13 protein-coding genes and 1 pseudogene are annotated in these 14311 nt (G+C 57.3%); 8 read left to right on the plus strand and 6 right to left on the minus strand.

Features of this window, described 5'->3' with window-relative positions; all coding sequences use genetic code 11:
- Nucleotides 1–69 precede the first annotated feature (69 nt).
- The 5 genes from LW136_RS09675 (at nucleotide 70) to LW136_RS09695 (ending at nucleotide 7226) form a co-directional block, all read left to right on the plus strand.
- Complete coding sequence (locus LW136_RS09675) at nucleotides 70–468, plus strand: BlaI/MecI/CopY family transcriptional regulator (protein WP_023101672.1); 399 nt, start codon at nucleotides 70–72, stop codon at nucleotides 466–468.
- Nucleotides 468–1463, plus strand: a complete 996-nt coding sequence (locus tag LW136_RS09680) for a M56 family metallopeptidase (RefSeq protein ID WP_191122549.1) — start codon at nucleotides 468–470, stop codon at nucleotides 1461–1463. Before LW136_RS09675 ends, LW136_RS09680 begins: the two co-directional genes overlap by 1 nt.
- Nucleotides 1464–1601: 138 nt before the next feature.
- On the plus strand, nucleotides 1602–2849 hold the full coding sequence (locus tag LW136_RS09685) for a TolC family protein (RefSeq protein ID WP_191122545.1): 1248 nt from the start codon (nucleotides 1602–1604) through the stop codon (nucleotides 2847–2849).
- On the plus strand, nucleotides 2846–4075 hold the full coding sequence (locus LW136_RS09690) for an efflux RND transporter periplasmic adaptor subunit (protein WP_191122544.1): 1230 nt from the start codon (nucleotides 2846–2848) through the stop codon (nucleotides 4073–4075). The genes LW136_RS09685 and LW136_RS09690 overlap by 4 nt, the downstream gene beginning before the upstream one ends.
- Nucleotides 4076–4085: 10 nt before the next feature.
- On the plus strand, nucleotides 4086–7226 hold the full coding sequence (locus LW136_RS09695; protein WP_234175061.1) for an efflux RND transporter permease subunit: 3141 nt from the start codon (nucleotides 4086–4088) through the stop codon (nucleotides 7224–7226).
- Between the two features lie 286 nt (nucleotides 7227–7512).
- Here the strand turns inward: LW136_RS09695 and LW136_RS09700 are convergent.
- A pseudogene (locus tag LW136_RS09700) lies at nucleotides 7513–7971 on the minus strand (IS5 family transposase); the annotation flags it as partial.
- Between the two features lie 72 nt (nucleotides 7972–8043).
- Nucleotides 8044–9549: a group II intron reverse transcriptase/maturase gene (gene ltrA, locus LW136_RS09705; RefSeq protein WP_011911882.1), complete on the minus strand. Its 1506-nt coding sequence runs from the start codon at nucleotides 9547–9549 to the stop codon at nucleotides 8044–8046.
- A 763-nt stretch (nucleotides 9550–10312) separates the two neighbouring features.
- Here ltrA and LW136_RS09710 point away from each other — a divergent pair.
- Together LW136_RS09710 and LW136_RS22865 are read left to right on the plus strand one after the other, a co-directional pair.
- Nucleotides 10313–10576 (plus strand): hypothetical protein, encoded by a 264-nt coding sequence (locus LW136_RS09710; RefSeq protein ID WP_191122542.1) that lies wholly within the window; start codon nucleotides 10313–10315, stop codon nucleotides 10574–10576.
- A gap of 115 nt (nucleotides 10577–10691) precedes the next feature.
- Entirely contained in the window at nucleotides 10692–10784 is a 93-nt protein-coding gene (locus LW136_RS22865; RefSeq protein ID WP_419586381.1) for a hypothetical protein, read from the plus strand.
- Nucleotides 10785–10911: 127 nt separating this feature from the next.
- On the opposite strand, the gene LW136_RS09715 is transcribed toward LW136_RS22865, so the two are convergent.
- From LW136_RS09715 to LW136_RS09730, 4 genes are read right to left on the minus strand one after another with little or no spacing between them, the layout of a single operon-like run.
- Nucleotides 10912–11313 (minus strand): DUF6957 family protein, encoded by a 402-nt coding sequence (locus tag LW136_RS09715; RefSeq protein ID WP_191122541.1) that lies wholly within the window; start codon nucleotides 11311–11313, stop codon nucleotides 10912–10914.
- Between the two features lie 11 nt (nucleotides 11314–11324).
- Nucleotides 11325–11660 (minus strand): hypothetical protein, encoded by a 336-nt coding sequence (locus LW136_RS09720; protein ID WP_191122540.1) that lies wholly within the window; start codon nucleotides 11658–11660, stop codon nucleotides 11325–11327.
- Nucleotides 11657–12970 (minus strand): N-6 DNA methylase, encoded by a 1314-nt coding sequence (locus LW136_RS09725; RefSeq protein ID WP_234175062.1) that lies wholly within the window; start codon nucleotides 12968–12970, stop codon nucleotides 11657–11659. Before LW136_RS09725 ends, LW136_RS09720 begins: the two co-directional genes overlap by 4 nt.
- Nucleotides 12967–13548, minus strand: coding sequence for a restriction endonuclease subunit S domain-containing protein (locus LW136_RS09730; protein ID WP_191122538.1), 582 nt, complete (start codon nucleotides 13546–13548; stop codon nucleotides 12967–12969). Before LW136_RS09730 ends, LW136_RS09725 begins: the two co-directional genes overlap by 4 nt.
- Before the next feature lie 131 nt (nucleotides 13549–13679).
- On the opposite strand from LW136_RS09730, the gene LW136_RS09735 reads away from it, so the two are divergent.
- A complete protein-coding gene (locus LW136_RS09735; RefSeq protein ID WP_234175063.1) occupies nucleotides 13680–14309 on the plus strand; it encodes a TnsA endonuclease N-terminal domain-containing protein in 630 nt (209 codons plus the stop codon).
- Nucleotides 14310–14311 lie beyond the last annotated feature (2 nt).

A 14311-nucleotide genomic window follows, 5' to 3' on the forward strand; every position in this document is an offset into this window, starting at 1 on the left:
AACCGATTGACGGTCGGTTTTTTGTAAGGGATACTTCTAGGTTCGAGTCAAAGCTCGGAGTTGACAACCTTGACCAATCACAGCGTACCAACACTGGGCGATCTGGAGATCGCCGTGCTCGAAGACATCTGGCGCTTCGGCCCGTCCGACACCAAGGCGGTGTATGCCCGCATTGGGCAGGCTCGCTCGATTTCTCCGAACACCGTGCAATCTACGCTGGAACGTCTTTTTCGCAAGGCCATGCTCCGGCGAGAAAAGATCAGCCATGCCTATGAATATTCAGCACGAGTTTCCCGCCGCGAATTGATCCAGAAGTTGGTGGAATCCACGGTGCGTCGCGTCGCAGGCCCGCAGCCGGATGCGTTGCTGAGCGCCTTTGTCGATCTTGCTGCAAGGGCGGATGACGACCAGCTCAAGAGGCTGGAGGAGTTGATTGCCCATCGTCGCGCTGAATTGGATCAGACGTGATGACGAGTTATGGGCCACTGCTTCAATTTGCATTGCTATCCGGTTTCGTACTGGCGGTAACGCTGACCTTGCTGATTGGAGCCTGCGAGCGCCCATTGCGCCGTGCGCTGTCGGGAAAGACGCCTTCCCAGCGAGCAAGGGTATCGTGGTGGACGCTGGTAACACCTGCCTCGGCGGGTATTGCCTACGCGGCCATGACCATTGCCATGCCGTCGATGTTTGATGATTCGGCCCGATTTGCCGCTGCCTGCTCTGCACACGCTGAAACGCTCTTGCACCTGTGCGTTTGGCACCCGAGCGGCAATGGGCAAAGTGCTTGGCTATGGGGAGCATTGGCATTGTTGGCAGGATACGCGGCTTGGCTGGCTTCACGGGCCGCAGTGGGTCTTTGGCGTGCTCGGCGAACCCTTGCCTCGATGGTGCGCCTGAGCTGGCGTCCGGGGCATCCAGACAAACTTCGCGTGCTTGATGTCGATCAACCTATGGCGCTGGCCTGTGGCGTCGGGCAAGGTCACATCCTGCTTTCGACCTCGTTGATGCGGCGACTTGATCCGACGCAGTTGCGCGTGGTGTTGGCGCACGAACAGGCTCACATCGCCAATCGCGATGTTCTGCATCGTTTGATCGCCGTCGTATTGTCGAGCATCCAGTTGCCAGGTACTCGCCGCCGGTTGTTGCGTGATCTGGAACTCGCATTGGAACAGCGTTGTGATTTTGCCGCTGCAACCGAAGTGGGATGTCCTGTCGCCGTGGCCGAAACCATCGTTGTAGTGGAGAAGATATTTCGGCAACACGCCAAGGAACAGGTGCCATTGACGATGGCGTTCTTTTCCGATTTTGTCCCTGAGCGCGTCGAGGCGTTGCTGTCGCCCAAGCTCTCGTCTGTCTCATACTTGGGGCCGGTGCTAGGCAGTCTTGTTCTGGTGTTTTGCAGCCTCTCTACAGGCTGGCTGCATTCTGTAACCGAATCTCTCATCGCCGTGATGACGAGGTAACCATATGCCTGTGTGCTGTGTTTTTTTGTCCGAAAAACCGATTGATGCTCGGTTTTATGGTGATTTCGCTCCGGCGTGCGCGGGATGTCGTCACGCGGAATCATTTGCTCGCCAACTTTTGTCGTCATGAGGATTTCCATGAATTTGATCCGCGTAGTGGCCTTGGTGTTCGTCGGAGCCTGCGGCACGTCCGCAGCCGTGGCCGCCGAAACCTTGCGATTGGAGGATGCAGTCACCCGCGCATTGGCCGCTCACCCATCCATTGCCGCTGAAACGGCTCAACTCCAAGCCGTGCAAGCCCGCACGCAGCGCGAGGCGTTGCCACCGCCTTACACCATTGGCGGCGAGGTAGAGAACGTGGCCGGTAACGGCAACCTACGAGGTGTTCGCTCGGCGGAAACGACATTGCGCATTGGCCGGGTCATAGAACTCGGCGGCAAGCGCGAGGCCCGTCAGACGTTGGGCCGGGCCGAGATGAGGGAGCAAGAGCATCAGGCCACCAAAGTGCGGATCGACTTGGCCAGCCTGACTACAACTCGCTTCATCGAGGTGCTCGCCAGACAGCAGCGGCTGGCGTATGCCGAGGAACGTATCCAGCAAGCGGAGCGCACCCGCCAGGAGGTTGCAGCGTGGGTGCAGGCCGCTCGAAATCCCGAGTCGGATTTGCAGGCCGCGGAGATTGCGCTCGCTGAGGCGCAACTCAATCGCGAAAGTGCTGCACACGAGCTGGCTAGCGCAAAGATGACTTTAGCAGCGAGTTGGGGCGCGCTGGCACCCGACTTCGGTGAGGTCGTCGGTGACCTGCAAGCCTTGCCGACTGTGGCGCCGTTCGAGACGCTGGCTGCACGCTTGCCTTCGACGCCAGAACTGTGGGCCTCGCGATTGCGGGCCGACACCATTGGCGCCCGGCGCCGGCTCGCCGAGGCTGAGGCCAAACCAAACATCGACGTCAGCTTGGGCGTGCGACGCCTGGAAGCCTTCAAGGATCACGGCGTGGTGATGTCGATCTCGGTGCCGTTGGGTAGTCCAACGCGCTCTGGATACGCGGTGTCTCAAGCAAATGCGGAGCTTGCTGCGCTGGAAGCGCGGCGTGATGCCGAACGCTTCGAGCGCCACCAGACGCTGTTCGACAAATATCAGGAACTCACGCACGCGCGGCACGAAGCCGAATCGCTACGCACACGAATGCTGCCTATGGCTGAAAGTGCCTTAGCGACGACTCGGCGCGGCTTTGAACAAGGCCGCTTCTCTTATCTGTCACTGGCTCAAGCGCAGCGGACACTGTTCGATTTGCGTGCGCGAACTGTCGAAGCCGCCACCCGCTATCACCTTTTGCTGGTCGAGGTGGAACGCCTCACCGCCACCGTCGAGGACACCGCACCATGATTCGCATTCTCTCCCTGTTGCTCCTTTGCGTGCTTGCCACCGCTTGCGGCCCCGGCGGCGACAAATCCAAAGAGGAGGCCAGTGTCCAAGCCAGTGGAAGTTATGAGCGTGGGCCGAACAATGGCCGGCTACTGCGTGATGGAGACTTCGCCCTAGAAGTCACCATCTACGAAACCAACGCACCTCCGCATTACAGGCTCTACGCCTATCGCGATGGAAAGCCAGTCGCTGCCACCGATGTCGTTGCGACCATCAAACTCTCCCGTTTGGATGGCGAGGTCAACCAATTCACGTTCACGCCAGAGGGCAACTATCTAGTCGGCAGCGGCGAAGTGACCGAACCGCATTCGTTCGATGTCGCCGTGTCCGCCGAACATGCCGGAAAGAAGTCCACTTGGTCTTACGAGTCCTATGAGGGTCGCGTAACCATTCCGGCCGGCATCGCCAAGGATGCCGGTATCAAGACTGCATCGGCCGGGCCAGCAGTCATCCGAGATGTTGTGCGGTTGATGGGAACCGTTGTTCTGGATGCCGATAGACACGCGGCGGTTCGCGCACGCTTTCCCGGCATCGTGCGATCGGTGAACGTGCAACAGGGCGAACGAGTCCGCCGTGGCCAGACGCTGGCCGTCGTTGAGGGCAACGACAGTATGCGCACCTATCCAATTGTCGCGCCGTTCGATGGCGTGGTGCTCACGCGCAATACGAACGTGGGTGACGTGGCCGAGGCAGGTGCGCTGTTCGAGCTGGCTGACCCGTCCAACGTATGGATCGACTTGCGTGCCATTGGCACTGATGCCGAAGCCCTACAGCCAGGACAGCCAGTGCGAATCCGGTCAGCGACGGGAAAGACCGAAGCCAGCGGCAAGATTCAGCGACTGTTGCCGGTAGCTGGTAGCGGCCAGAGCCTCATTGCCCGCGTCAGCATCCCGAACCCGGAGGGACGCTGGCGCCCCGGAATGACCGTGGCGGCAGAGGTCACAGTAGGTACGCGCAACGTACCGCTGGCGGTGAGGGAGTCGGGGTTGCAGCGATTCCGCGATTTCACCGTGGTGTTCGCGCAGGTCGGCGACACATACGAAGTCCGAATGCTCGAACTCGGCGATCGTGATGGTGAGTACGTTGAAGTGACTGGCGGACTCAAGCCCGGCACTAACTACGTGGCCGAGCAAAGTTTCCTGATACGCCAAGACATCGAAAAGTCTGGCGCAAGCCACGATCACTGAGGACGCAGATATGCTCGAACGCATCATTCGCGCGTCCATCGCGCATCGCTGGCTCGTGCTTCTATTGGTGCTCGCCCTGTCCGGGCTGGGTATCTGGAACTACAGCCGCTTGCCGATCGACGCGATACCGGACATTACCAATGTCCAAGTGCAGATCAATACTGAGGCGCCAGGCTACTCGCCAATGGAGGCCGAGCAGCGCGTCACTTTCCCGGTTGAAACGGCGCTGGCCGGCCTTGCCCGGCTGGACTACACCCGCTCGATTTCCCGCTACGGTCTGTCGCAGGTCACTGCGGTCTTCGAGGACGGCACTGACATTTACTTCGCCCGTCAGCAGGTCGCCGAACGCTTGCAGCAGGCATCTTCGCAACTTCCGGCGGGCCTGAATCCCTCGCTCGGGCCAGTGGCAACCGGCCTGGGCGAGATATTCATGTACACCTTGGAACCCGAAAAGGGCTACGAGGAAATATGGACACCCACCACGCTGCGCACCTTGCAGGATTGGTCGGTACGTCCGCAGCTTCGCAATCTGAAAGGCGTCACCGAGGTCAACACCATCGGCGGCTACGTGCGTCAGTTCCACATCACGCCCGATCCGGTCAAATTGCTGGCCTACGAGTTGACGATGAATGACGTGCTGAACGCCGTCGCGCGGAACAACGCCAACGTCGGCGCCGGCTACATCGAACGTCATGGCGAGCAGTACCTGATCCGCATCCCCGGCCAGATTGGCGACATCGAGCGGCTGCGAAAAATCGTCGTGGCAACGCGCGATGGGCTGCCGCTGCGAATAAGCGATGTGGCGGAGGTGCTGGAGGGTAGCGAACTGCGAACCGGCGCAGCCACCAAGGACGGCAAAGAGGTCGTGTTGGGCACGGCTTTCATGTTGATTGGCGAGAACAGCCGGGCGGTTGCGCAGCGCACAGTAGAAAAGCTCGCTGAAATCGACGCGACACTACCAGAAGGAGTCCGCGCGCACGCCGTTTACGACCGCACTCAGCTCGTTGATCGCACCATTGCAACGGTGCAGAAGAATCTTCTGGAAGGCGCGCTGCTGGTGATAGCAGTGCTGTTCCTCCTGCTGGGCAACATGCGCGCGGCACTGATAACCGCGGCGGTGATCCCGATCGCCATGCTGCTGACGATTACCGGCATGGTGCAGAACCGCATCTCGGCCAACCTGATGAGCCTGGGCGCGCTGGATTTCGGCCTGATCGTCGATGGCGCGGTCATCATCGTGGAAAACTGCTTGCGCAGGTTCAGTGAGCGACAGCATCAGCTCGGTCGCCTGCTGACCCGTGATGAGCGTTTCTCGCTGGTTTCCAGCGCCAGCGCAGAGGTCATCAAGCCCGCCCTGTTCGGGTTGTTCATCATCACGGCTGTTTACCTTCCGATCTTCGCGTTGTCGGGCGTGGAAGGAAAGATGTTTCACCCGATGGCCCTCACCGTCGTGATCGCATTGACTGGTGCGATGGTGTTGTCGTTGACCTTTGTGCCTGCGGCTGTCGCACTGTTTGTCACCGGCAAAGTTTCCGAAAAAGAAACCAAGGTGATGCGCGGCATCAGCCGCTTCTATGCGCCACTTCTCCAGAAGGCAATCAAGCTGAGAGTCGTGGTTGCCGCGGCGGCGGCAGTGCTGGTGGTGCTGTCCGGTTTGCTTGCGACACGCTTGGGCACCGAGTTCATCCCCAATCTGGATGAGGGTGACATCGCCTTGCACGCGATGCGCATTCCCGGAACGAGTCTGACCCAGGCGATTGGTATGCAGCGCCAATTGGAAGCGCGGATCAAGGAGTTTCCAGAGGTGGAGGAAGTCGTCGCCAAGATCGGCACTGCCGAAGTTGCGACCGATCCCATGCCGCCTTCTGTGGCCGACACTTTCATCATGCTCAAGGATCGCAGCGAATGGCCCGATCCTCGCAAGCCGAGAGGCGTCCTGCTTGCGGAACTGGAGAAGGCGGTGAACGCCATTCCCGGCAACAACTACGAGTTCACTCAACCCGTGCAGATGCGCATGAATGAGTTGATCGCAGGTGTCCGTGCCGAGGTGGCGATCAAGGTGTATGGCGATGATATGGAGCAACTTGCCCGACTAGGCTCGGAGATTGAAGCTGTGGCCGAGAGCATCGAGGGGTCTGCTGACGTGGCGCTCGAACAGATCACGGGCCTGCCGATGATGACGATCACGCCGAACGTGGATGCGCTGTCCCGACACGGCTTGGCGATCGACGACATACAGCAGACGGTGGCAATCGCCCTTGGCGGCGCTGTCGCCGGCCAGGTATTTGAGGGAGATCGCCGGTTCGACATCGTGGTTCGGCTACCCGAAGCGCAACGCCAAGATCCGAAGGCACTGGCGACACTGACCATTCCGGTTTCGACCGGCATGGCTGCCGGGCTGGGCCAAGCTGCTTACGTGCCGCTCAGCCAGCTTGCATCCATCGAAGTGGCGCCCGGCCCCAATCAGATCAGCCGTGAGAACGGCAAGCGCCGGATCGTCATCACCAGCAACGTCCGCGGGCGCGATTTGGGGTCGTTCGTGGAAGAACTACGAGAGCGGGTAAGCCGCGAAATCACGCTGCCAGAGGGCTATTGGGTCAGCTACGGGGGGACGTTCGAGCAGCTCATTTCGGCAAGCCAGCGCCTGTCCGTCGTCGTGCCCGCCGTGTTGGTTCTGATCTTCGGCCTTCTGTTTATGGCCTTTGGTTCAGGCCGGGACGCCGCCATCGTCTTTAGTGGTGTGCCTTTGGCGCTGACCGGCGGCGTGGCTGCATTGTGGCTGCGCGACATTCCGCTTTCGATCTCAGCAGGGGTCGGCTTCATTGCCCTATCCGGTGTGGCGGTGCTCAACGGCCTGGTGATGGTGAGCTTCATCCGCAAGCTGCACCACGACGGAGCGCCGATTCAGGATGCCATTGTGAATGGCGCGATGACGCGGCTACGCCCGGTGCTGATGACCGCGCTGGTTGCAAGCCTTGGCTTTGTACCGATGGCAATCAATGTCGGCACCGGCGCGGAAGTGCAGCGACCGCTCGCAACTGTCGTCATCGGCGGCATTGTTTCCTCGACGCTGCTGACGCTACTGGTACTGCCGGCCTTGTATCGCCTGATTCATCGGCGTGCCGACCGCCAGGACACCACGCCAGCGTGAGAACGCTGATTCTTACCACCTGATCGCAGGATTGCGGCGATTGAAAATCAATTGCCGCTCTCGATCAAACGATTTGCGGAGTTTATTCAAGGTATGAGATTCATGCACGAAAGACTGTCTGGAGTATTGCCGAGTCCTAAGGAAGGTCTGAAGTAGCCCTGTATTTCCGGTCGACTTCAGCCCTCGCTGCTTTTGAAAGCGGGCCGTCGATCAAAATCGACCAGGTAACCCGCTCAGTTCTCCGTTTTTGGCCGCCGCGAGCACCTCGCAGCAGCCATTTTCCGCATTACAGGCGCACCTCTCCTGCGGTAGTCAGCAAATGTCGGCGCGCCATCCATAGGTTCGACAGCGCGAACAGCGTCACCAGCTGAGCGGTGTTCTTGGCCAGGCCACGGAAGCGCACCTTCACGTAACCGAACTGGCGCTTGATCACTCGAAACGGATGCTCGACCTTCGCTCGCACTTGTGCCTTGGCCTTCTCGATCTTGCGCTTGGCTTTGTACAGGGCACTGCGCTTATCGAGCTTCTTGTAGGTGCTGCGGCGTGCTGCGACCTGCCAGATCACTTCGTGGCCAGCATGTTCGGGGCGCTTTTCGACGCCGGTGTAGCCGGCATCCGCGCAGACGACGTTCTCGTCACCGTGCAGCAGTTTGTCGACCTGGGTGATATCCGCCACGTTGGCTGCCGTGCCTACCACGCTGTGTACCAGCCCCGACTCATCATCCACGCCGATGTGCGCCTTCAGTCGGGTAAAGCAGGAGTGTTACCACTCCTGCCTCCCCTAAGAACCGTACTTGAGAGTCACCCCTCATACGGCTCAAGCCTTCCAGCAGCCTGAGTGAGACTGGGTAACCTGACGATGCGCTCTTCGGCGCTCAAGGTAAAACGTCCATGCCGGATCGAACGGGTTCGCTGCACTGCATATTTTGATATGCCGCACGATCGAAACACTGGCGGCGGCATACAGCCAAGCGGGTTGACTCATGCCGCGCGCTTTCTCCTGGGTGGCGAAAACCCAGTGCCGTTGACCCACGACACGAAAGTAGCGTTGTTTTACCCAATGGGCACTTTTCATGGCGTGCCGGCGAACTGCCCAGCGCCATAACACTTGCCAAATCTGATGGTCGATCCATGCGAAACGCTTGGCGGCGACAACATGGCGATGATACATGGCCCATCCTCGGATCACCGGGTTCAGGGTCAAGATCAAGTTAGCTTGAGTCGCCGTCTTGTTTGCGTTCGCGATTTCCCGCACCTTATCCAGCAATGCCTTCACACTCTTGCGAGCCGGAGTGATGAGTAGCTTGCCGGCGTACTTGCGTACGTTCTGGCCCAGAAAATCGAAGCCTTGCGAGATATGCGTTATCTGAGTCTTTTCATCAGAGAGTTCCAAGCCTCGCTCTTTCAGGAACGCCTCAATTGCAGGACGAACCTGATGTTGCAAAACAGCTTTCGTGGCCCCTGTGATGATGAAGTCATCGGCATATCGTACGACGTGTATCTTGAATGGCTTACGCTTGCGCGCTGTCGAAGCCACGCTTGCATGGACGACATCTTCCAGGCCATCCAGCGTCCAATTCGCAAGTACCGGAGAGATGATTCCCCCTTGCGGGGTTCCTGCCTCCGTTGCGAACAAGGCTCCCTGATCGACATACCCCGCTCGAAGCCATTTGCGCAGAACCACCTTATCCATGGGCACGTTGGTGAGCAGCCAATCGTGACTGATATTGTCGAAACAGCCTCGAATGTCAGCTTCCAGTACCCAATGCGCCGAACCACGTTTCGCCAGTGCATTGAAGCAATGTGCGATTGCATCGGCAGTGGATCGCTGCGGCCGAAATCCATAGGAGTTGGGGTCTGCACGCGTTTCGGCAACCGGCTCAAGTGCCAGTTTCCACAGCGCCTGCATCGCACGATCCCGCATCGTTGGAATTCCCAGCGGACGCTTCTTGCCATTGCTTTTGGGTATGTAGATGCGTCTCAGCGGTTGAGGCCGATAGCCCCGATGCTGTAACGCTTGTGCTCCCGTCGATTTAGCCACCGGAGTCGACCAGATCTTGCCATCAACGCCCGGTGTTCTCTTGCCTCTGTTTTCCGTCACTCGTTTCACGGCCAACAGTTTGCCGCTGAACGAGCGAGTCAGCAGTCGTTGCAAGGCTTGCACCTTGCCCCACCTGCCTTCTCGTGTTGCCTTGGCGATACGTACCTGGAGTCGTTTCACTTGCGACTCGATCTGGTTCCAGTGTTGGGGCCAGGCCGATATGAAGTTCGAAGGCGCACCAATGCTCGCCGTTGCTTGCGCATTGGGTGCGAACACTGCCATCTGCTTTCCTCCGTACAACGATTGATCAGGTTTTCTCGCCATGGAAGACCGTGTGGAAGTCTGCTCGCTTTCGCGCCAGATGATGTTTCAATCTGTATTCACCCCATTACAGGGTGACCTTCGCTTTTTCCACATTCCTTTACCCGCAGCATCAACAGCTTGCTTTACAGCTCACCTGCCGAAATCGGCAACGCTACGGGCTTACCCTGTTCCGCATGGATTTCCGAACGGGTCGGGCTCCTCGATTTCGCCGGCGGCACCACATCCACGAGGGGCTATCGGTAAGAGCCCCTGCCTGGCCGCGCACCTTTTGGTTCAAGCCTGTCAGCATCTTTGGCTTGGCTACTATGACGACGTTTATATGAGATTCACTTGTGTTAGCCGTACCCGTTCATCCCTAGCACCTCTCCGCCTTGATGCTGGCAGATTCAGTCTGGCCTCGCGGTTCGACCTACCGAAATATCGGCGGTTACATTGTCCCCAGAGCTTCAGACCCGGCTGTTGCCGGCCACGCCTGTCTGGGTAGGGAACGAGTGGTGGAACAGTCGGTTCCGTCGGGCGTTAACCTGCGGAACAGAAACCCATGCGACTTTCAGGTCGCACTGCCGAAGTAGTACTGGTTGCCCTTCTTGGTCTGGTGCATCTCCGGGTCGCGCTTGCCGTCCTATGCACTCCCGCCGTCTTGCTGCGCCGTGCGCGTAACGGGCGGCCGAAGTTTCCCGCCCTGCCTTGTATGCAGGGCCTCACCCCAGGAGATAGTGAAATGAAGATTCGTCCATTTTTGATTGCCGCCCTGGCTCGCACGTTGCTCGCTTCGCCGTTCGTGATGGCCCATCCCGGTGGGCATGATGACGACGAGAAAGCGATGCCGAAGACATGCGAGCAATTGGCTGATACCAAGCGGTACATCAGCGATGTGGCTTATCCCGAAGTGAAGAAGCTGAAAGAGCAGTGCGACGCCGCGAAGAAGAAGCCGACTGCCACGCAGTCTCCGGCAACCCGCCGCTCGTCCAGCGGCGGGAACTGATTGCTCAAGGCTGTAGCCGTGACTCACCGGGTCGCGGCTACAGCCTGTGAGGCCCACTAGCTGAGAGTTATCTGTCTTTGACTCACGCAACTATGGATATCCACGGCTGGTAGATCTGTTCGCTGCCATCGACTTGTTCGAGATGAAGCGGATCAACAACCATCCACTGGTTCGCTACAAGCGTCGAGCTGCGGCCACCGTGGCTTGAAAAAGCCGACCAGGCATCAATCGAAGCAGGTTACTGGTAAGGAAAGCATTAACAAATTTGTTAATAAAATCACGACGTATCCTGAGGCTATCAGGCGTTACCTGGATTGGAGACTGTTGGCTGGTATTCAGAACACTATTCGCCCAACCGTCTCCAGTGCGGCCTGCTTTTTCTGACCGTCCCCGAGCAGCACATAAACTGAGTTGAGCGTCTGGAACAGGCAGCCGTCACGGAACTCTTGCAGCGGCGATGTTCGCACAAGGTCGCCTACGTCCCAGCGCCTTTGTGAGTCGTAGATGACCTTATGCGCAAAGATGATCACAGGTTTTCGACTTGTTTTCTCAAGCTCTGCCAACTGAAGTGGCGTGACAATGAGGTCAATCCAGACCCAATCTCTGACCAAGCAGTACTCGGTGTTCAGGCGTAGGTCGCGCATGAAATTGAGCGCCTGCTCGTCGGTCATTGGGGAACCTGTCATGACCTCTCCGTCCCCGTTGAACAGGTTCGACAATGAATCGAGCTCGCTCATAGTCGTTTCACTTAATGAACATGCCATAACGAATGGGATAGCCGAGCTGCCTCAAATTTTTCAGCAAGGTTTTCTATAGACTGACGACCACCGCGTGCAAAGGATGCGATGACGAAGAACTCATCATCACGAGTTTTGAGCATCCAACGATCTGGCGAAAAGAGCATGATCTGCATAATTTCTGTGCTGACCAGAGATTCGCCATTCCGATAGCCGAATGCCTTGAACACATTGCCCATCAGATGGAGGGACTCGATCCGTGCGTCAACGACGTAACCAGAGACCACGTCCGGATAGTCTTCAATCATCGCAGCGGCCAGCAAGGCCATCTTGCGCTGGTTTTTCATGGGGCGACCTTCTCAGCTAGCCTACTGAGCAATTCGTCAATCTGTCCCCCCACCTGCCAAAGCTCAAGCTTGAGGTACTCATGCTCACGGCTAAGGGCGTCGAGATCATGCTGTCCTTCATCAGCACGGGCGGAGAAATATCGCCCTGGGTTCAGCGCGAAGCCAGTGGCTTCAAGATCAGCTATGGACAGAAGAACAGCATTACCTTCAACAGGTTCACGACGGGAATAATGTTTCTGAATCTGCTGAATACCCTCAGCCGTGAGCGTGTTGAGGCTCTTTTCAGATGTGTACTGCTTGCTCGCATCTATGAGCAGCACCGAACTGCTTTGACGCGAAGACTTGAAGACCAAAATCGCAAGCGAGCGCGCATCACTGCGATAAAGCTTTGCCGGAAGATAGACTACAGCGTCGAGCAAATTGTTCTGCATGATCGCTCGTCTGATTTCAGCTTCCTTGCCCGCCCTTAGCAGGGCCGCTAGATCCACTACAGCGATTGCCACCCCTTGGTCTTTCCGCATGCACGCAAGCATGTGCTGTATGAGCGGCCACTCCCCTTTCCCTTTCGGGGCAATACCGTATTTGAATCGCCCGAATGGATCTCCGGCACCGAGCTCTGTAGCCCAGACGTCAGCACTTTCTGACAGGTCTGAAACCACCACATCAAAAGATTGAAGCCCCACTCCGTCATTGGGTGGTGACTTCAGGGCATCTGCCTTTTCGAATGTCAGAGAATCGTGCTGGAAGAAAGCGCGTAGCAGCCCATGCAGGATATCTTCGTCAGCAGAGGATTGGCCCAGCCCCCAAGCTGATGAGCTTGAGTTGGAAACGAGTTCGGCAAGCAGTCGTCCATTCGCGCTGAGGGGGTCGTAGTAAGAGCGCCCACCAGACTGCTGGCTTATGCCAGCGATCACTTGGATTAGCTCCTCAGGGCAAGGCCTTGTCCCTTCATAAGAGCCATCAGCTTCAAGCGATTGAAGGAGCATCTCCAGCAGCATTGGTCTTACCGAGTCATCCTTAGCTAATCCGTGTGCAATCGCACGGAAATACTCATGGTGAGCGGCTAGCGAGCCTGCCTCCAGCTTGTAGATATCAAGCTTTTTGCGGAGTGCATTGGCAAGCAAAGGCGAGGTCTCGCCGACTAGCCAAGCAGCACGGTAAAAGAATTCTTCTTCAAAGGATTCCGGCACTTCCTCATCAGACGAGTCGTGGTCATTCGGACTCCACAAGATCAGAAGGAATAGGTGCGTTGTAAGCGTCCTGTAGTCCGGACTGGCCGTGATTGACTCCAGGAGATCTACCCTGCTCATACCGTTCCCTTCCCGAGGACTTGACTGGCGACCGCCGCCATTTGTTGCTGCCTGGTTTTCATTAGAGACTCGAACAGAAGCTGCTCTCTTCTAGCGAGCGTGACCAGGTGATGAAGCTCTTGCTGCACTGCTCGTTCAGCGAACACGACAGGGGTTGCACTCAGGGTCGGCAACGTGATGTGCCGGGTGTTGACGTTTGGTGTGTTCAGGTCGAAGTGACGCTGAGCACATACCTGGTTCAGTTGCCATGCGATGAAAGCAGGACTGAACCGCTCGTCACGTACACGGATAACGAAGAAGTGTTGCGTGCAGACAACCTTGCTGAAAGGCACCTCAGTCAGACACACAGCGAAATTCTTGCGCCCACGTGCTTGGAAAAGGATGTCTCCAGCTTGTAACCAGTCCGGCTCTTTGCGAGCGGTGATGGTACAGCGCTCCAAACCTGCCCAATCCACCCCACTCTGTTGATCAGCATCGCGGATCTGGATCACCCGGCTGTGCGCTTCAAAGTCAGGCGTGATAGCGCCGCGGAACGCATGCCCTGCGCGGATTTCAGCGATTTCTGAGAGGGTCACCATCTCGCTTCCTTCTTGTGCGTATCACTCATCCTAGCTGCCAGGCATAACAACATCAACACGATGATGCTATTTTTCCTCTTGACAGGCATCCGAGATTCCATAGCATTAGCATCATCGCGTTGATTCATGTGGTGGCGCAGTTGAAACCAAAGCAAAAACCTAAGGGTGTCTGGTCTAAGCCGATCCGGCATTTCTACTCGGTGAAGAACCAGGCCAGGTTCTGGTGTGAAAGCTTGCTGGAGAGGGATGCCCTACTGACCCTAGAGTTTGATGAGGCGGTTGAGTCCTACAAGGCGCAACCCGTTTCATTTGCCTATACCGCAATTAACGGAAAACCTGCGAGATACACTCCAGACCAACTCGCCAAGTTTAGTGATGACCGTGGCTATCAGTTCCGCGAGATTAAAATGGCTAAACGCGTCGACGATGCCCTGCAAGAAAAAATGGCATGGATTCGTCGACACATAAATGATGCTTGTGGTGCAGGTCTAGAGATTGTCACAGATGAAGACATCCGGTTGGGCGATTCAATTTTCAATATGAATATGCTTTATCCTTACAAGAGAGTCTTTATCAGCCAGCCTGAAGTGTCAAAAATAAAGAAAGGAATGCCACAAGACATTAGTTTCTCGGAGCTAAAAGAATACCTAAAGCGCCTGGAATTGCCTGATACAACACCATTTGCACTTTTGGCTCATGGCGAATTTCGGTTCGACTTTGCTCTGCGCCTGACCGAGCAAACAGCACTTATCAAGGTGTAGCT

The sequence above is a fragment of the Stutzerimonas kunmingensis genome, assembly GCF_021432085.1.
Classification (GTDB): Bacteria; Pseudomonadota; Gammaproteobacteria; order Pseudomonadales; family Pseudomonadaceae; genus Stutzerimonas.